The sequence below is a fragment of the uncultured Gemella sp. genome (assembly GCF_963525165.1).
Classification (GTDB): Bacteria; Bacillota; Bacilli; order Staphylococcales; family Gemellaceae; genus Gemella.
In genome coordinates this window covers 21,033-40,942 of sequence record NZ_CAURJN010000002.1, presented here as the reverse complement: position 1 = coordinate 40,942, position 19,910 = coordinate 21,033, and the positions used below count along the sequence as shown (strand labels likewise).

The 19,910-nt window shown below is 30.3% G+C and carries 16 protein-coding genes; 9 read left to right on the top strand and 7 right to left on the bottom strand.

All coding sequences use genetic code 11. The annotated features are described in order from the left end of the window. Positions 1-142: 142 nt before the first annotated feature. The 4 genes from RWQ74_RS00685 to RWQ74_RS00670 form a co-directional block, all read right to left on the bottom strand. On the bottom strand, positions 143-976 hold the full coding sequence (locus RWQ74_RS00685; RefSeq protein ID WP_314395853.1) for a MetQ/NlpA family ABC transporter substrate-binding protein: 834 nt from the start codon (positions 974-976) through the stop codon (positions 143-145). Between the two features lie 83 nt (positions 977-1,059). Continuing rightward, positions 1,060-1,884: a MetQ/NlpA family ABC transporter substrate-binding protein gene (locus RWQ74_RS00680; protein ID WP_314395851.1), complete on the bottom strand. Its 825-nt coding sequence runs from the start codon at positions 1,882-1,884 to the stop codon at positions 1,060-1,062. A gap of 5 nt (positions 1,885-1,889) precedes the next feature. Next, entirely contained in the window at positions 1,890-2,561 is a 672-nt protein-coding gene (locus RWQ74_RS00675; protein ID WP_314395849.1) for a methionine ABC transporter permease, read from the bottom strand. Further along, complete coding sequence (locus tag RWQ74_RS00670; protein ID WP_314395847.1) at positions 2,554-3,288, bottom strand: ATP-binding cassette domain-containing protein; 735 nt, start codon at positions 3,286-3,288, stop codon at positions 2,554-2,556. The genes RWQ74_RS00675 and RWQ74_RS00670 overlap by 8 nt, the downstream gene beginning before the upstream one ends. Before the next feature lie 426 nt (positions 3,289-3,714). Here RWQ74_RS00670 and RWQ74_RS00665 point away from each other — a divergent pair, with 426 nt between their 5' ends. Together RWQ74_RS00665 and RWQ74_RS00660 are read left to right on the top strand one after the other, a co-directional pair. After that, on the top strand, positions 3,715-4,728 hold the full coding sequence (locus RWQ74_RS00665; RefSeq protein WP_314395845.1) for a LacI family DNA-binding transcriptional regulator: 1,014 nt from the start codon (positions 3,715-3,717) through the stop codon (positions 4,726-4,728). Beyond that, complete coding sequence (locus tag RWQ74_RS00660) at positions 4,721-5,518, top strand: Cof-type HAD-IIB family hydrolase (protein WP_314395844.1); 798 nt, start codon at positions 4,721-4,723, stop codon at positions 5,516-5,518. Before RWQ74_RS00665 ends, RWQ74_RS00660 begins: the two co-directional genes overlap by 8 nt. A 43-nt stretch (positions 5,519-5,561) precedes the next feature. Here the strand turns inward: RWQ74_RS00660 and RWQ74_RS00655 are convergent, their stop codons facing one another. Beyond that, positions 5,562-7,085, bottom strand: a complete 1,524-nt coding sequence (locus RWQ74_RS00655) for a ClC family H(+)/Cl(-) exchange transporter (RefSeq protein ID WP_314395842.1) — start codon at positions 7,083-7,085, stop codon at positions 5,562-5,564. Positions 7,086-7,230: 145 nt separating this feature from the next. Here RWQ74_RS00655 and RWQ74_RS00650 point away from each other — a divergent pair, with 145 nt between their 5' ends. The 4 genes from RWQ74_RS00650 to RWQ74_RS00635 all read left to right on the top strand — a co-directional run bounded on the left by RWQ74_RS00650 (position 7,231) and on the right by RWQ74_RS00635 (position 13,915). Beyond that, entirely contained in the window at positions 7,231-7,956 is a 726-nt protein-coding gene (locus RWQ74_RS00650) for a rhodanese-like domain-containing protein (RefSeq protein ID WP_314395840.1), read from the top strand. 407 nt (positions 7,957-8,363) lie between these two features. Then, positions 8,364-9,566: a glycosyltransferase family 4 protein gene (locus RWQ74_RS00645; protein WP_314395838.1), complete on the top strand. Its 1,203-nt coding sequence runs from the start codon at positions 8,364-8,366 to the stop codon at positions 9,564-9,566. Positions 9,567-9,794: 228 nt separating this feature from the next. Next, a complete protein-coding gene (polA, locus tag RWQ74_RS00640; RefSeq protein ID WP_314395837.1) occupies positions 9,795-12,434 on the top strand; it encodes a DNA polymerase I in 2,640 nt (879 codons plus the stop codon). 221 nt (positions 12,435-12,655) lie between these two features. Beyond that, entirely contained in the window at positions 12,656-13,915 is a 1,260-nt protein-coding gene (locus RWQ74_RS00635) for a Glu/Leu/Phe/Val dehydrogenase (protein WP_314395835.1), read from the top strand. Between the two features lie 205 nt (positions 13,916-14,120). Here the strand turns inward: RWQ74_RS00635 and RWQ74_RS00630 are convergent, their stop codons facing one another. Both RWQ74_RS00630 and RWQ74_RS00625 read right to left on the bottom strand, forming a co-directional pair. Then, positions 14,121-14,948: an acetylxylan esterase gene (locus RWQ74_RS00630; protein ID WP_314395833.1), complete on the bottom strand. Its 828-nt coding sequence runs from the start codon at positions 14,946-14,948 to the stop codon at positions 14,121-14,123. A 9-nt stretch (positions 14,949-14,957) separates the two neighbouring features. Continuing rightward, the gene (locus tag RWQ74_RS00625) at positions 14,958-15,875 is read right to left on the bottom strand and encodes an alpha/beta fold hydrolase (protein WP_314395831.1); all 918 of its coding nucleotides are present in this window, start codon (positions 15,873-15,875) and stop codon (positions 14,958-14,960) included. A gap of 203 nt (positions 15,876-16,078) precedes the next feature. Between RWQ74_RS00625 and RWQ74_RS00620 the strand changes: the two genes are divergently transcribed. The 3 genes from RWQ74_RS00620 to glmU all read left to right on the top strand — a co-directional run bounded on the left by RWQ74_RS00620 (position 16,079) and on the right by glmU (position 19,819). Further along, entirely contained in the window at positions 16,079-17,380 is a 1,302-nt protein-coding gene (locus tag RWQ74_RS00620) for a hemolysin family protein (RefSeq protein WP_314395830.1), read from the top strand. A gap of 209 nt (positions 17,381-17,589) precedes the next feature. Further along, positions 17,590-18,444, top strand: a complete 855-nt coding sequence (purR, locus tag RWQ74_RS00615; RefSeq protein WP_314395828.1) for a pur operon repressor — start codon at positions 17,590-17,592, stop codon at positions 18,442-18,444. Continuing rightward, positions 18,437-19,819, top strand: a complete 1,383-nt coding sequence (gene glmU, locus RWQ74_RS00610; protein WP_314395826.1) for a bifunctional UDP-N-acetylglucosamine diphosphorylase/glucosamine-1-phosphate N-acetyltransferase GlmU — start codon at positions 18,437-18,439, stop codon at positions 19,817-19,819. Before purR ends, glmU begins: the two co-directional genes overlap by 8 nt. Positions 19,820-19,910 lie beyond the last annotated feature (91 nt).

Sequence of the window (19,910 nt, the reverse complement as noted above, 5' to 3'; positions counted from 1 at the left end):
AGAGAAGGTTTACAGGCGTTTGAGAGCATAAAAATATAATTAATAGAACATTATTAAACAGAGTGATTAGAGTTAGTTATAAAGATATAGTAAAGTAAAAAAATACTTAGCAAACATTGTCTGCTAAGTATTCTAATTTATATTAGAACGCAGGAGTTGCGTGTCCTTTTGATTTAAGTTCTTTGTTAATATAATCTTTGACTTTTTCACTAGCTAATGCTTTTTTAACTGCTTGAACTTTAGCATCATCTTTGTTGTCTTCACGTGCTACAAGTGAGATAGCGAATGTTAAGTCTCCTTCTTTTTCAAAAGCTAGACCATTTTTATCAGGAGTTAATCCTAATTTAGAAATGTATGTTGGGTAGTTAAACACTAAATCTTTTTCATTGTAAGCTTCGTTAAGGTTTAGTAAGCTTACTTTAGTAAATTTAAGGTGTTTTGGATTATCTTTGATATCTGCTTCTGTTACTGTAAAGCTATTTGGATCTTTAAGAGTAATAACTTTAGCGTGATCTAATAAACGTAAAGCACGAGCTAAGTTTGTTGGATCTGAAGGGATAGCTACATCAGCACCATCTTTAATATCTTTAATATCTTTAAGAGTTTTTGAGTAGAATGATACAGTCGCGTTGTAAATTGGTTGAATAGCTACAAGATGAGCATTATTTTTTTGGTTAAATTGTTCCATGAATGGTCTGTGTTGGAAGAAGTTAGCATCAACTTCTTTATTGTTTAATGCAACGTTAGCTTGAACGTTATCAGAAACTTTAACGATTTCTAAGTTATAACCGTCTTTTTTTAGATCTTCTTTGATCATTTCTAACATGTCTGTCATTGGAGAAGTGTGAGAAGCTACTTTTACAGTAACTGGTTCTTTCTTCTCTTCTTTTTTAGGTGCTTCAGTTTTGCTTGAACATGCTGTTAAAACTAATAATAAAGCAGTTAAGCTAGCTATAAATGAAATTATTTTCTTCATTATATATTCTCCTATAAGTATATTTAATATTTAGAGGTAAGGTATGTTGATATATATAGTTTATGAATTAATATAATTTATAATTAGAAAGCGGCAGTAGCTTTACCATCAAAGTTTTTTTGTAAGAAGTCTTTAACTTTTTGGCTAGTTAGAGCTTTTTTAACTGCTTGAATTTTAGCGTCGTCTTTATTGTCTTCACGAGCTGCAAGAACTCCAGCATATGTAAAGTCAGCTTTATCTTCCATTAAAAGACCATCTTTCATTGGTGTAAGGTTTAATTTAGCGATGTATGTAGGGTAGTTGAATACTAAATCTTTTTCTGCATATGCATCACTTAAGTTTAAAAGACCAACTTCTGTAAATTTAAGATGTTTTGGATTATCTTTAATATCTTTTACAGTAACATTGTAACTGTTAGGATCGTTTAATGTGATTAATCCACCGTGAGCTAATAATCTTAACGCACGAGCCATGTTTGAAGCATCAGATGGAATTGCTACATCAGCACCATCTTTAAGATCTTTAATGTTTTTAACAGTTTTTGAGTAGAATGCTGGAATTGAGTTGTAAACTTTCGCCACAGCTACTAAGTTAGTTTTATTTTTTTCGTTGTATTGTTTCATGAATGGTTCATGTTGGAAGAAGTTAGCATCGATTTCTTTGTTTGCTAAAGCAACGTTAGCTTGAACGTTATCAGATACTTTTACAATTTCAAGAGTGTATCCTTCTTTTTGTAAATCTTCTTTAACTAATTCTAACATATCAGTAAATGGTGGAACGTGTGCAGCAACTTTAATTGTTTTGTTTTCTTTTTTTTCTTCTTTTTTATCGCTAGTTTTACTAGAACATGCTGTTAATACAAGCACAAGAGCTAAAAGACTAGCAACAAATGATAATACTTTTTTCATTGGTTTTATTTCTCCTTTTTATTTGTAAAACGTTTAGCTAATCCATAACCTATTGATTGAATAATAAATACGTATATAATAAATATTATAACGATTAAATACATTAGATCATAGTTGTATTCTTGATATCCATATCTGAATGCAAATTCTCCTAGACCACCAGCCCCAATAACACCCATTACAGTAGTATAAGCTAATAAACTAATAGTAGTGTAGGTGAATGATAAGATTAAGTTATCCATAGTAGCTGGTAATAAGAAATATCTAATAATTTGAATTTTTGTAGCTCCCATACTTATAGCTCTATCTACAATCTTCTTAGGAACATTAATTAGTGCTTGTTCGACAAAACGTGCATAGATACTAACACCAACAAGTGTAAGAGGCAAGATTGCCGCTATATTCCCAAAAGATGTTTTAAATAAGAATCTATTTACAGGGATTAAAATGAACACAAAAATTAGAAAAGGAACACTACGTAAGGCATTAAGAAAAATACTTAATCCTTCATAAACTGCTCTATTTTTTAATAAATAATCACGACTAAAAGAGAAAAGCATAATCCCTAGTGGCATGGAAATGAAAAATACAGTTAACATTGAGTAAATCATCATGTAATTCGTTTCCCAGAACGCTTTCATTATACCATCGTAATTTGCTTTAAATAAATCAATCATCTAGTAAAAACTCCTTTACGTAGTTATAGTAATTACTGTCGTAATCGTCTTTTGCATTTTTATTAGGTACGACAATGTCTTTTACAGTAGAATCATCGATTACTACTACACGATCACAGAAGTTCTTAAGTAATGAAAGACTATGTGAAATCATAACGATTGAAATATCAGTCGTTGTTCTTAATTTGTTTAATAATGCGAAAATTTCTTTTTCACTATTAGTATCCAAAGCGGAACTAATTTCATCACAAAGTAGAACTTCGGGTTCTTGAAGTAATGCCATAGCAATAGCAACTTTTTGTTGTTCACCACCACTTAAGCTACCACAAAGACTATTTTTAAGTCTTGTAATATTCATGAAATCTAGAATATCATCTATTTTCTTTTTATCAACAGGAACCTTATTTAATTTGTACACTAAACTTAAATGATAATATACAGTTTTGTTATCGATAAGATTAGAGTGTTGGAATATATAGGCTAAATTTTTTCTAGTATGCCTAAGAGTATTAGCATCCATAGTTTTAATAGAAGAGTTTTTATAAAGAATATCTCCACTATCATAGGAAACGATACCGTTAATCATTTTAAGAATAGTACTTTTTCCTGTACCATTTCTTCCGATAATTCCAATAACTTCTTTCTTATTAATATCAAATGATATATTTTCTAATTTGAAGTTAGCGTCCTTATATTGTTTTGATACGTTTTTTAATTGAACTATCATAATATACCTCCAAGAAAACTATACCACTTTTAGAAAAGGATTTCAAGAGATTTGTTTATATTTTTGAAAAAAATGTTCATATTGTTCTATGCATGTTTGATAGTATTTTTAAAGCTGTTATTCGAGATTTGTTGTTGTGTGATGATACAGTTGTCTGGATAAGAGAGAAGAAAATTTAGAAGTTATATTATATAGTGAAGATTACTATTGTTGTGGTGCTATTTAGTTATTTATTTGCTAATTTTAAAATTTAATTGTATTAGAATAAACATTGAATGAAAAATTTAATTTTCTTATTACAGAAGAAGATATTATAATTTTTATCTAAAATTTGTTGATATTATTTTCTAAAAATGTTCTGATTTAATTCTTTATTTATTTATTACAATCGTATATAATTAAGAATGTGACTTAAGGAGGTAATCTATGAAGAAATTGACAATAGTAGATATAGCAAAAATGGCTGGAGTAGGTACTACTACTGTCTCTAGATATTTTAATGGTGGAAATTTAAAAAAAGAAACTTATAAAAAAATTAAAGAAATAGTAGATAAGTATAATTATACGCCGAATACTTTTGCAAAAGCGTTAAAAAGTACTGATAGTAAAATTATCGGGGTGATAGTTCCATGTCTGCACTCTTATATCAGTGGAAATACTTTAAAATACCTTGATAAAGAATTAAAAGAAAATAATTATGAGACGTTGATAATGAATGCTAATTTTGATGAAAATAAGCAGTTAGAGTATATAAAAAAATTGGCAAGAATGAATGTAGATGGAATAATCTTATTACCAACAACTATGACTAAAACTTATGAGAGTACTATAAAATCTGTGGATGTTCCTGTTGTTATGTTGGGGCAAGAGGGAGAGTATACATATAGTGTTGAGTACAATGACTTCAATGCTGCTAGAGATTTAACGAATTATGTATTGGCAAGTGGTCATAAAAAAGTAGCTTACTTAGGGGTTAGTGAGGATGATGTTGCAGTAGGATATTATAGAAAATTAGGAGTAATAAGGACTTTAGAGAAATATAATCTTGTTCCTGAAAATGTAATGATCACTAATTTTGGCTTAGAAGAGGGATACTCAACAATAAAGGAAAACATTGACAATCTAAAAAATAATAGTTGTTTAATTTGTGCAACTGATAATTTGGCTTATGGAGCGATAAAAGCTCTGGAAGAATTTGGTTTAAGTGTTGGAGAAAATTATTCGGTTGCTGCCTTTGGAGATTATACATCATCAGCACTATTAAAATCACCGTTAACAACGATAAAGTTTGATTTGAAGGATGCTGCCAAGCAGACTGTAGAGATGTTATTGAATATAATAAAAAAAGAAGAAACAACTATGAAACTATTAATTGGTTATGAATTAAAAACGAGAGATAGTGTAGTTGATTTAAACAAGATGGAGAATAAAAATGAATAAAATAAAAGCAATTTTTTTTGATATTGATGGAACGATAAGAAGCTTTAAAACAAAAACAATTCCTGAAAATACAGCAAATACTCTAAAAAAATTAAAAGAACAGGGGATAAAGATATTTATAGCTACAGGAAGAGCACCATTTCATACTACATTTTTAAATAATTTATTAGATTTTAAATTTGATGGCTATATTACGATAAATGGTCAATATTGCTATTTAGAAAATGGTAAAGTTTTAAATGATAAGATATTATCTCAAGAAGATATAAAAAATGTTCTTCCTTATTTTAAGGAGAATAAGATTGCGTGTGACTTTGCTTTATTAGATGGTGCATTTATGAATTTGAAAAATTCAAGGGTAAAATGGTTAGAAGATGAGCTAGGAGATCCAGAGCGTTTTAAAGAGGATCCGTTAGCATATGATAAAGCAATAAGTGAAAAAATCTATCAGCTTAATGTCTTTGTATCAGAAGAGGAAGAAGCGGACTTTTTAGCATATATGCCTAATTCAAAAGCAGCAAGATGGACTACGCATTTTACAGATGTCATTCCGAAAGATGGTGGGAAAAATACCGGAATTGATGCTGTTATCGCTCATTTTGGTATTAAATTAGAGGAAACTATGGCATTTGGAGATGGTGGTAATGATATTGATATGCTTAAGCATGCTGGTATCGGTGTAGCGATGGGGAATGCCGGAGAGAATGTTAAGGAGATTGCAGATTACATCACAACAAGCGTAGATGATGATGGAATAACAAATGCGTTAAAACATTTTAATGTAATATAAAAATAAAGACTAGAAGAATTTTAATAAATCTTCTAGTCTTTAACTATTTACTGAATTTTTCTAAGAATGTCTCAACACTTTCTTTTGGCATTATGACAGTAAGTTTGTCGTTAGCTTCTAAAATTGTTGTTCCTTTCGGTACTATTTCACGCCCAGAACGTTCAATCTGAGAGATAAGTGTGTTTTTCGTCCACTCTATTTCTTTGATAGATTTTCCAACTAAAAAACTATCGTTTGATATTGTTGTAAGAATTTCTACTTCCATTTCAACTTCATTATCTTCTAGTTTATTACTAGTTAGTATGCGATCTAATAAATATTCATAAACAGGTTTTGTTCCTAGTATATTCGCAGTCATATAAGCGAATAGGCAACATAGTGCTATAGGAAGGAAATAGTTAAGTTTTTGTGTCATTTCAAATAATAATATTATTGAAGTAATAGGACTTCTGACAATTGCTGTTAGATATCCAGACATTGATAATATTACGAATAGGGCAGTGTATTTCGCATCAAAGAAGTTGCTAAATAATGTTCCAAGTATTGCACCTTGAATTAAAATAGGTAGGAATATACCGCCTGCAACTCCTGAAGTAAATGATATAAGTGAGAATAAAGTTTTTATAAAATATAAGGTTAATAAAAACATAAAACTGAATTTATTCTCAATTAAAAATTCTACTAAATTATGCCCACTTCCAAGTACTATAGGATAAAAAATAAAAAGCACAAATGAAATGAGAAAAGCTATCTGAGGTCTAAATACTATATTTAGTTTAAAGAATTCATAAATTTTAAATAGTATTTTTATAGTGATATTATAAAATGTTCCAAATACCCCTAATAAGATTCCTAGTAAGGCAACCCAAGGATATATACTAACTTCCACATATGGCACCTCTGGGAATTTAAAGATAGCGGTAAGTCCAAAGATGTATTGACCAACTATATTAGCTACGACAGCAGCACTGAAACAGCAAATAATGATTTTTTTTGTGATTTGCTTGTGAACTTCTTCTATTGAGAATAGAACACCAGCTAGAGGTGCTCCAAAGGCAATTGATAGTCCAGCACTAGCGCCACAAGTAATAAAATATTTTTCTTTAATGTTGTCCTTTTTTAAAATTCTCGATACAAGTTTTCCACTCATAGCACCAAGTTGAATAGAAGGACCTTCACGTCCTAGAGATAAACCGCCTAAACTTGCTGTTAATCCACCTGTAATTTTATAAATAAGAACTCTTAATGGATTAGGATTTAATCGACCGGTAATTTCAGCTGATACTTGGGGAATTCCACTTCCACTAGCCATAGGTTCTCGTTTGAGTAAGAAACCTGAAAATAAAGCTAGTAGTATTAGCACCACTAAGAGTAATATCTTGTATATGAAACCATTTTTTATAAATTCTGCAGTATAGTGAACTAGGTGCTCACTATAACCTATAAGGAGTCTATAGCTAGCTCCGACTATTCCGGCAAATAATCCAACTAAAATTCCATCAAAAAGTAATGAGGTTTCAATTTTAAAATTCTTATTTTCTATTTTATTGATTTTGGAAATTTTCATTTTAATCTCCTTTCTTAAAGAATATCTATAACATAATTTTACTCTTAAATAGAAAAAAAATCAAAACAAATTTAAGATATTATTCATTATTAAAAATACAAAATGTGTGATATAATATAATTATGTTAAGAAAGGAGTAAACAGGATGAACATATTAGTAGTTATTGGTATAATACTGTTAATTATCTTACTAGGTCTTTATGCATTTTGGCTTAAATTGTTAAAAGGTAAGCCAGGAAGGATTGCAGGGGCTGAAGTAGAGAAAAAAACTTTCGATGAAGCACTTGTTGTAGATGTGCGTTGGAGAAAAGAGTATGCAAGAGGGCATGCAATTAATGCGGTAAACTTACCTATTAAACTTTTTAAAAATAATAGTGATGTACTTGATGAGTATAAGGATAAGGATATTATTCTATATTGTGTAGTCGATGTAACATCACGTAATACTGAAAAATTATTAAGAGAGCGTGGATTCACGAAACTTCATATTGGAGATGGGGTTAAACAATATGACTATGGTAAAGCAATATACAGCAATGCGTTATTATCTGAATTCAAATACCGTATCTCAGTAAGTAAGAATAAGCAGTTTTTAAATTTAGGTACTGAAATATTAAGTGATGAAGAAATCAAAATTGCGCCTAATGAAGTAGATAGCATTCTAGATAAGTTAAATAAAGATTCAGAAATTTTTGTCTATAGTGATAAACCGGAAGAAAGTAAAGAAGTATGTAAAAAACTTGGGTTAGATGGCTACACTGTTATTAATTTAATTGAACCATTTAATACATCTAAATATCGAAATGCATTCTATAATAAAAATGATTATATAGAAACTCAAGTTGATTTAGAAGCTTCTCCTTGTGGTTGAGCGTAGAGTTAAAATAAACGATAGGTTATCGTTTTAATAAAGTTTTAGTGACTGACCCAAAAGTCCTAAATTTTAAAAAAGTGTATATGATAACTCACAGATGCAGTGGTTTATTGATATCTAAATTCGCTTTATGAAAGCTTTTTTTGATATCTAATAACCTGTGTGGGAGTGACTCGATACAATCGATTTCTACGAAATCACGATTTTTTAGTCACTCCCTTGTGAAATTAAAGAATACAGAGATAGTAATTTAATTATAAGAAATTTACTTGGAGCAGAGAATAGTTCTAGGTGAATTTCTTTTTTGTATAACTAACATAAAGAATTAATATGTTTACTATAAAAAAATGTTAAATTAGGTTATAATATAAGTGACGGAAAATATGAAATAGAGGATGATAATTATGAAAATTTTACACATATTAGCACAATTACCTATTAAGACAGGAAGTGGTGTATATTTTACTAATGTAATTGAGGGATTAAAGAAGTTTGATGTTGAGCAAGCTGCGGTTTATGCAACAACGCCGGAATATGATTTTAATTTTTTAGATGAGAAATTTGAAGTTGAGTTTCAAGGCAAGGATATTAGTTTTCCTATCGTAGGTATGAGTGATATTATGCCTTATGAAAATACTCTGTACAAAAATATGACAGCTGAGATGTTGGAAACTTGGCAAGAAGCATTTCGTAAAAAATTAGAAAAAGCTAAAAAAGAATTTAAGCCAGATGTTGTAATCACACATCACTTATGGATTTTAAGTTCTATAGTTTGTGATGTATTTGAAGGTGAAAAAGTAATTGGAGTTTGTCATAATACGGATATAAGACAAGCTGAAAAGAACCCAGCGATGAAAGATAAGTATGTTAAAAATCTTGGTAAATTAGATAAGATATTAGCGTTAAGCAGTGGTGTAATAGAAGGTATTTCTAATATCTATAGCTACCCTGAGGATAAGATTGTAAATATTGGTGCTGGATATAATGAAAAGATTTTTTATCCTGTTGAAAAATATGAAAAACAGGATAATGTAAAAATTTTATATGCAGGGAAATTTGATGAATCGAAAGGTTTTTATGAGTTGATAAAGGCCTTTAGATTATTAGAGAAAAAAGACAATAATGTAGAATTAGAATTAATAGGGAACTTGAAAGAAGAGGATAGACCTAGGGTCGAAGCTTTAGTTGGTGATTCTAAGAAAATAAAAATTTATAATGCCGTAGATCAAGCGCATTTAGGGGAAATAATGAGGCATAAAGATATTTTTATACTACCATCTTATTTTGAGGGGTTAGGTCTTATAGCGATTGAAGCTTTAGGAAGTGGATTAAGAGTAGTTGCTACTGAGATAGAAGGGCTTATAGAATTTCTTGGAGACAAAATAAATAATTCTGAGATAATAGAATATATAGCAATGCCAACTATTTATGACACTGATAAGGCTGTTGAAGAAGAAAAACCAGCATTTGTAAATAGAATAGTAGGTGCTTTAGAACTTATGATAGAAAGAACAAGAGAGCAACGTGAGATTCCTGTTAAGTTACTAGAAGAAATTGAACACCATTCTTGGAAGAGAAAAATAGAAATTATTTACAAATTATTGTAAAATAATATTTAGTGATTATTTGCTAACGATGGATTAAACAAAAGATTATAAATTCATCAATTTAAAATATGTAGATGTAAAGTTTTAATGGAATATCGATTAGCTTTACGGTTGAGCTTTAATATTAAATAAATTGTACGGGAGTGACTAGAAAAAATCGCTTTGTAAAAATAAGATTTTTGAGTTGCTCCCATTTACAGTTTTTCTAAGAATTATTAGGAGAAGAAAATGGATAAGATAATATTAATAGATGGTAATAGTTTGAGTTATCGTGCTTTTTACGCTATGCCAGCTTTAAAAAATAAAAAAGGACTTTATACAAATAGTGTATATGGTTTTACATTGATGCTAGAAAAAATATTGGCAGATACTAATCCAAAGTATGCGTTAGTTGCCTTTGATAAAGGAAAACAAACGTTTAGACACCAAAGTTATGAAGCATACAAAGGTACTAGGGATAAAACTCCTAGTGAGTTAGTAGAGCAATTTGGGTATGTTAGAGAACTTCTTGATTCATATGGAATAAAGTATGAAGAACATTTTGACTATGAAGCGGATGATATCATTGGAAGTTATGCAAAAATTGCCGAAAAAGAAGGTCTAGAAGTAATAATAGTGACTGGAGATAAAGATTTAACTCAACTAGCTAGTGAAAATATAACAATTTACTACACTAAGCGTGGTGTTACAGATATAGATTATTATACACCTGAGTTTATTGCTGAAAAATATGGATTAACTCCAGAACAAATCGTTGATATGAAAGGTCTTATGGGGGACAAGAGCGATAATATCCCAGGAATTGCTGGAGTTGGTGAAAAGACTGCCATAAAATTACTAACAGAATATAAAACAGTGGAAAATGTACTAGAAAATATTGATAATATTAGTGGTAAAAAACTAAAAGAGCGTCTAATTGAAGGGCGAGAAGATGCTCTGTTAAGTAAGAAGTTAGCTACTATTTATACTGAAGTTCCAGTTGATAATAAGTTAGAAGATTTAACTTACAGTGAGAATATAGAATTAAAAAGAGAGTTGTTTGAAAAACTTGAGTTTGTTTCATTTTTAAAAAAATTATCTCAAGAAACTTCTACTGAAGAGGTGGGTGAAACTGCTGAAAAGACAGTTGCTCCTAAAAAGGAAATTAGTATTGTTTTAGCAGATAAAAATACGAAAATAGATTTTACCAACAGTACTTTACATGTTGAGTGTTACACAGAAGACTACCATAATTCAGATGTAGTTGGAATAGTAGTCTATAAAGAAGGAACTGCTTATATTTTTAGTGAAGAACAATTTTTCACTAATGAGTTTGTAGTAGATTATCTTCAAAGTGAAATTTCTAAAACTGTTTATGATTTTAAAAAGATTTTATTTATAGCGAAGAGAAACGGCGTAGATATTAATGGTGAGGTTTTTGATGTTAAGATAGTGTCTTATTTAATAGATGTTAATGCAAAAACTGAAATTGATAAAATCGTCTTTAACTACCTTGGGAAAATAATAAGTAGTGACGAAGAAATATATGGTAAGGGGGCAAAACGCACTTTACCGGCTCAAGAAGTCATTAATCCGTATATAGCTGAAATTGCAGAGAGTATTTCACTTATGAAACCATTGATGGAAGAAAAACTTGCTGAAGAGAATATGACGGACTTGTATAAAGATATAGAGATTAAAGTGGCTAAAGTACTGGCTAATATGGAATTTGAAGGAATACATGTTAGTAAAAAAGCTCTTGAAGAAATGAGTGCAGAATTTGATGAAAGAATTAAAACTTTAGAAGCTAGCATATATACTTTAGCTGGTTCTGAATTCAATATAGCTTCACCTAAGCAGCTAGGAGTAGTATTATTTGAGGATCTAGGACTGCCACCGATTAAGAAAACAAAAACTGGTTATTCTACAGCTGTAGAGGTACTAGAACAACTACAACATAGTCATGAAATCATCCCATTAATTATGGAGTATAGAACTATCACAAAATTAAATTCAACTTATGCAAAAGGGTTAGTAAAAGATATTACTCGTGAAGGAAAAATTCATACACGTTATGAGCAAACATTAGCCCAAACAGGACGTTTATCGTCAGTAAATCCAAATCTTCAAAATATTCCAACGAGAATTGAAGAAGGGAAAAAAATCAGAAAAGCATTCGTTCCAGCTTCTGATGATAGAGTAATCTTATCTATTGACTATTCTCAAATAGAGCTTCGAGTATTAGCTCATATCGCACAGGACGCAGGAATGATAGATGCGTTTAAACACGATGTAGATATTCATACTAAAACAGCTAGTGATGTTAACGGAGTTAGTCTTGATGAGGTGACTTCTTCAATGCGTCGAGAAGCTAAAGCTGTCAACTTCGGTATTGTTTATGGAATTTCTGATTTTGGTCTATCTAACAACCTTGGAATTACTAGAAAACGTGCGAAAGAATTTATTGACAAATATTTAGAAACATTCAAAGGTGTTGATAAGTATATGACTGATATCGTAGATTTTGCAAAGGAACACGGTTATGTAGAAACTTTATTCAATAGAAGAAGAGCATTACCGGATATTAATGCGAAGAATAAAATTGTAGCTAATCTAAATGCGCGTATTGCGATGAATTCACCAATTCAAGGAACTGCTGCGGATATTATAAAAATAGCTATGATTAATGTATTTGAATATTTAGAAAAAACAAATGTAGATGCAAAATTATTATTACAAGTACATGATGAATTAATATTTGATGTAAATAAAGATATAGAAGAAGAGTTTACAAAAGAAATGATTAAAATTATGGAAGAAGCGGCTAATTTAGATGTTCAACTGAAAGCGGAGGCTAGTAGTGGAGCGTCATGGTATGATGCTAAGTAGATAAATATTATAGTTTTTGATAAAAGTTAGTATTCAACATGTACATATGTTGATATACTAACTTTTTCTATAAAGATTTTGTTTTCGGGAGTCAATATATTAAGAAATAAACAAAATATGAAGCAAAAACAAAAACGTTTACAAAAATATATTGTATTTGATATAATTAATAAAAAATATTACATGTCAAATGTAAAATAACATTTTAAGGAGATGTGATTATGAATAACAATCCATTAGTTAACGCAAGAGAGCAAATTAAAGGTGCTTGTGAAGTTTTAGGTTATAAAGAAGAAGTGTATGAATCTTTAAAAGATCCACAAAGATTTATTGAGATTTCTATACCTGTTAGAATGGATAATGGTGAGGTGAAATACTTCAAAGGATTCCGTTCTCAGCATAATGATGCAATCGGTCCTACAAAAGGTGGATTAAGATTTCATCCACTTGTAACAGCTGATGAAGTTAAAGCACTATCGATTTGGATGACATTTAAATGTGCAGTTGCTAACCTACCATATGGTGGTGGTAAAGGTGGTATTATCGTAGATCCAAAAGATTTATCAAAAGGTGAATTAGAAAGATTATCTCGTGGATATATTCGCGGATTGTATAAATATTTAGGTGAAAAACAAGATGTTCCTGCACCAGACGTTAATACTAATGGACAAATCATGTCTTGGATGATTGATGAATATAATGTTCTTACAGGGGAACAAGGTATTGGAACGTTAACTGGTAAACCATTAGAATTAGGTGGTTCACTTGGTAGAACACAAGCGACTGGATATGGAGTTGCACTTGCTGCAAAATTAGCGCTAGAGAAATTAGGTAAATCTACAGAAGGTGCAAAATTTGCTGTTCAAGGTTTCGGTAATGTAGGTAGTTATACAGTAGATACAGCTGTGAAATTTGGTGCTACTGTAGTTGCTGTAACTGAGCGTGATGATGATGGTATTCAATATGCTGTTTATCGTGAAGAAGGATTATCGTATGCAGAGCTGCAAGAATGTAAAGATAAGAGAGTTAGATTCCATACATTACCAAATACAAAACGTTTAACTTTAGATGAATTTTGGGCTTTAGATGTGGATGTAGTGTGTCCTTGCGCATTAGAGAATGCCATCGATGAAAAAGAGGCTGGTTTAATAAAAGCTGCTGTTGTTTCTGAAGGGGCTAATGGACCAGCAACTTTAGCTGGAGATAAAGTATTACGTGAAAAAGGCGTGGTAGTAATTCCTGATATTCTTGCGAACAGTGGTGGTGTTACTGTATCTTACTTTGAATGGGTACAAAACTTACAAGGTTACTACTGGACAGAAGAAGAAGTTGTAGAAAAACAAGCGAGAGTTATGACGAAAGCATTCAATGATATTTGGGAAGTGAAAGAAAGATTTGCTATTCCTATGAGAAAAGCAGCTTATGTAAACTCTATAGAAAAAATTGTTAAAAATATGAAGTTAAAAGGTAAATTAAGCTAATTATAATTTAAAAGGTGAAGTGGATGACAAAAAGGTCTTAAAATTTAATAAGGTTCATATGAAAACTCATAGACGCAGTGGTTTATTGATATCTAAATTCGCTTCATAAAAGCTTTTTAGATATCTAATAAACTTTGCGGGGGTGACTCGACAAAATCGATTTCTATGAAATCACGATTTTTGAGTCACTCCCGATTCACCTTTGCTATTTATTTGAAAGAACTTCAAGTATATAATCATCAAATTGATGTTGAAATATTTTTTTATAGTCTAAAAATAAATAATGTTGGACTTCTACATTTTGTAGAGTATCTAAAAGTTTGAGTTGAGTTTCAATTGGAGTTTTAGGATCTAGGTATGAAAGTCCATAATGTATTTTTTGAGTTATAGAATTACTGAAATTTAGTATATCTATTAAACTTAGTGTGTTATATAGATAATCTATTTTGTCAGAAAAATCATTTTCAAACTTATAGATGTTTTTAAAAAAAGGATATTTTCTATTTTTGATATATGTGTTTTTAATATCATAAAGTGAACAGTCTGAGATGAATAGTTCTTTAATAGAATCGTAATAACTAGCACAAACTATACTAATAGCAGCACCTTGCCCTAGTCCAGTTACTAGAATTTCTTTATTTGGAAAGAGTTTTTCAATAATACTTATAGTATCTAGTGCGTCTTGATAAACCAGATTAAAATATGGTGTGGATGAAGAACTATCCAAAAATGGGAAATGAGAACAAGGTGTCTTATTCTCGCTATTACCAGCTTGCCCTCGAATATGTAGTGAGGTTAAAGCATAGTCTAACATACTATATTTTGTTAAACTTAGGAAGTCTTTATTTTTAACTTTGAACTCAGGGAAGTCGACGATAACACCTTTGATGGTTGATTTAGGTATAGTTAAATCTACTTCTATTTGCGAATTATCTGTTCCCTGGAAAATTATTTTCTTATATTGAACGAATGGATGAGGAATATCAATTATATTTTCTTTATATACTAGTTTTCTATTTTTTTCTAAATTCATATTGGCCTCCTATTCAACTTCTAATAAAAAGTTAACTATTTCATCATTAAAGTTCGGAATATTTTCGTGGTAATACTTTTTGTAGATGCAAGATTTTTTGTTACTATTAATTTCATTATATATTTTTTCTTGAGTTTCTTTTGGACAATCTTCGTCAAGGTTAGTGATACCGAATAAAACAGAACATTTTAAATTTTTTGCGAAATTTATGGTGTCAAGAAAGAAAAGGTTATTCAAGAATTTTTCAGTATTTTCTCCGGTTGTATTAAACCAACGTCCGTGGAGTGTTAATTCACCATAAGCATTTTTTCTATTGTCTTTTTCATAGATATTTTTGAAATTTGCTAGGAAGGGATATAGACTTATACATTTCGTTACATTTTTATTTAATGCTGAAAATATTATAGAATATGCTCCGCCTTGAGATGCTCCAAAACTAACAAGCTTTTTTTCATCAATGTCTTCAAAGGATGACACTATTTTAGAAAGAATGAGTGTATCCAGAATGTTTTTATAAAATATCATATTTTCTATATTTTCGTCTAGACCTACTGTAAGATGTCCAAAAACTGAGGGTGCAGAACTGCCTGAATCTTTACTTTTACCACCTTGATTTCTAAAATCTATAGCAACGACATCATATCCTAATGAAGCGAATGATGATTTTTCAAGCCAGTTTCTACTAGATGCAGGATATCCATGAAAATAAAAAAGTACGGGTATATCTTTATTTGGATATAATTTTCTATACTGCATATTTTTTATGTATTTTGCATAAATATTAGAATTATCATAGCTAAAGAAGGATAGATTATAAAATTCTATATTCTCAAATTTAGAAAATGGAGTTTTCTTTAGAGTATATTGGGGCTGAATAGTTTCAACTAATTTAAGTTTTTCTGTCCAAAATTTTTGAAAATTTTCCATGGTGTACCTCGATTTAACGTTTTCATTCATTTTATATAGTATCATTCGTATTGGAAAAATTCCAATATTTTGAATTGTAATATTTATTAGTTTTTCTAATCTGAAAATCGAAGGATGCTATAATAATTGAAAAAAAAGTTTATATGTAGTAAAATTATTTATTATTGACTAAAAAATAAGGAAAGAGGTTAAATTGAAACCATATGGATCTCAGTATCTTAATTAAAATATTAATAATTGTATTATTACTTATTGCTTCGGCAATATTTGTAATGTTTGAATTTGCACTTGTTAAGCTAAGACCAACAAGGGTAAATGAATTAGTAGAATCAGGAAATAAAACAGCAAAACTATTAGCTACAATGGTAGAACAGTTGGATCATTACTTATCAGCAACACAACTAGGTATAACAATTGTTTCTCTTGGATTAGGATGGATTGGGGAATCAACATTCCATTCTTTATTTAATCCGATATTTGAATTATTAAAATTAAATGAAACTATAACACATACTATTTCGTTGATAGTAGCATTTGGGTTTATGACACTTTTACATGTTGTTTTAGGAGAATTAGTTCCTAAGACTATAGCGATTCAATCTGCTGAAAAAACGTGCTTGCGTGTAGCATGGCCCATGTACATGTTCGATAAAATTATGAGACCGTTAGTATGGACACTTAACTCATTAGCGAATGTTATAGCGAGAATGTTTGGTTACGAACCTGCATCAGAACATGATGATATTCATAGTGAACAAGAATTAAGAACGATTATGAAATCTTCTCGAGCTCATGGACAAATTAATGATGTTGAATATCGTTATGTAGAAAGAGTGTTTGAGTTCGATAATAAAATCGCAAAAGAAATTATGACGCCTAGGACAGAGGTGGAAGCCATAGATATGAGCGATTCTTTAGGAATTATCATGAGGCAATTAAAACAAGAAGAATACACAAGATATCCAGTAATTGAAGATGGAGATAAAGATAAAATTCTAGGAATTTTGAATGTTAAGAAATTATTATTTACGGATAAACCTATAGAAACAACTAAAGATTTAGAAGAATATATTACACCAGCTATAAAAATCTTCGAACATACACCCATTTCTCAAGTTTTAGCAACTATTAAGCAAAATAGAGAACATATGATAGTTATAACAGATGAATATGGAGGAACTAGTGGTGTAGTTACGCTTGAGGATATAGTTGAAGAGATTACTGGAGAAATTCGAGATGAATTTGATGAAGATGAACAGAGTCTAGTTAAAAAATTAAAAAATGGACATTATCTTATAGATGGATGGGTGCCAATTCAAGATGTGAATGCATTATTTCATGTACAACTACCTCACGAAGAAGTAGATACGATTGGTGCATATGTGTATTTAGAAAAATACGAAGCAAAAGTAGGGGCAGTTTATTCTATAGACAAACTAACATTTGTGGTTAGAAAAGTAGAAGAAAATCAAATACGAACTTTAGAAGTTTGGAAAGAAAAATAAGAGAAATTTGAAGAAATGGCGGTGAAACGCTATTTCTTCTTTTTATGTATGATGCGATAAATTACTGTTGTAGCTAAAATAAACTTAAAAATTGCTAGTTTATCTTTACTATTCCGAACAATAGTGGTATTATATACATATAATATACGAATAAAATATGTTGAGTGTATATAGTGAAGAGAAAGCTATATGCATGTAAGGAGTATAAAATGAAGTTAAAGAGAAGTGAAAGAATAGTTGTAATGACGGAGTATTTATTAAATAATCCTAATAAATTAATTCCGTTGACGTATTTCGTTTCAAAATTCAATCAAGCTAAGTCTTCTATAAGTGAAGATATACACATAATAAAAAATGGTTTTAAAGAAGAAAATATTGGAGAGGTTAAAACGCTAGCGGGAGTAAGTGGTGGTGTAATCTTTATACCTACTTTAGTGGAAGAAGATGCTAAAGTTATTCTTAATGACTTTATGACTAAAATAAATGGCGGAAATCGCCTATTAGCGGGTGGATATATCTTTATGTCTGATATAATAGGGGATCCTAGTTTGATGAATAAGATAGGACGCGTGGTTGCTACAGTTTATAAAAATAAAGAGATAGATGCCGTAGTTACGGTTGCTACAAAAGGTATTCCTGTTGCTTACGCTATAGCTTCAATACTGAATAAACCAGTAATAATAATTAGAAGAGATAATAAGGTAACTGAAGGAACTACTGTTGCTATAAATTATGTTTCAGGTTCGACTAAGAAAATAGAAACGATGATTCTTTCTAAACGAAGTTTAAATACAGGATCAAAAGTACTATTAGTGGATGATTTCATGCGTGGAGGAGGAGTTCTGACAGGTATGGAAAGTCTAATGAGTGAGTTTAATGTTGATGTTATTGGGAAAGTTATAATCACACAATGTTTTGATTCACCAAGAGAACATGAAGATGATTATTTATATTTATCTAAAATTGAAAATATCGATGAATTTAATGGAACATTTGAAGTTAAACTAGGGAATGTTTTAGAAAAATTACGTCAAGTAGAAAAAGAGGATATTGAGAATGAGTAATAATAGATATGCAGTAATATTAGCGGCTGGAAAAGGAACTAGAATGCAGTCGAAATTATATAAAGTATTGCACAAGGTTTGCGATAGAACGATGGTTGAACTAGTATTAGATAGCCTTAATGATTTAGAAATGCAAGAAGTAATCACTGTAGTTGGTCATGGAGCAGAAAGAGTTAAAGAGGTCTTAGGAGATAGAACTAAGTTTGTTCTACAAGAAGAACAGCTAGGAACAGCTCATGCTGTTAAAGTTGCCAAAGACGAGCTTAAAGATAAAGAAGGTACGACTATAGTAATGTATGGAGATACACCGTTAATTCGTCCTGAAACTATCAACAGTATGTTAGATCATCATGAAAATACAAATGCTAAAGCAACGGTACTAACAGCGATTGCCGACGATCCATTCGCATATGGTCGTATAATTCGCGATGTCAACGGAAAATTAGTGAAAATTGTTGAAGAAAAAGATGCAACAGAACAGGAGAAAAAAATCAAAGAAATTAACTCTGGAATCTACTGTTTTGATAATAAACTTTTATTTGAAATGCTAGAAAAAGTTAAAAATGACAACAAACAAGGTGAGTATTATTTACCGGATGTACTTGGATTGATTCGTGAACAAAAAGAAATAATCGAGACATATTTATGCGAAGATTTTGATGAAACTTTTGGGGTGAATGACAGAGTAGCGCTAGCTTATGCAGAAAATGTTATGAGAAATAGAATTAACACTAAACATATGCTTGCAGGAGTTACATTGGTAGATCCTGAGAATACGTACATTGCGCCGAATGCAGTTATTGGACGTGATACAACAATTTATCCAAATGTTACAATTAAATCTAACACGGTAATTGGTGAAGATTGTCAAATTAAACCAAACTCATATTTAGAAAATGCGAAAATAGGAAACGGTGTTAAAGTATTGTCTTCAACTATTAGTGATTCAAAAATAGGAGATTTTACTAGCGTAGGTCCATATGCACATATTAGAAATAACTGTGAGTTAGGTGAACATGTTAGAGTTGGAAATTTTGTAGAATTAAAAAATACAACCTATGGAGATGGTTCTAAGACAGCACACTTAAGTTATCTTGGAGATGCAGAGATAGGAAATAATACAAATATCGGATGTGGGACAATAACAGTTAACTATGATGGTAAAAATAAATACAAAACGAAAATTGGAAGTGATGCATTTATAGGGTGTAATTCTAATTTAATAGCTCCTTTAGAAATTGGAGACGGAGCGGTAGTTGCAGCTGGAACTACTGTTACAGAAAATGCCCCTGATGATACATTAGTAATTGCTAGAGTAAAACAAGAAAATAAAATGGGTTATGCTAAAAAAATGCCTGCAGGTAGAAAATCGTAAAATATTATAGTTAAATTTAGAGATTATTGTTATAGTAAAAATAACGAAATTCAACTGTACTAGTCGAATATCGAAAAAATTTTAATTTTAT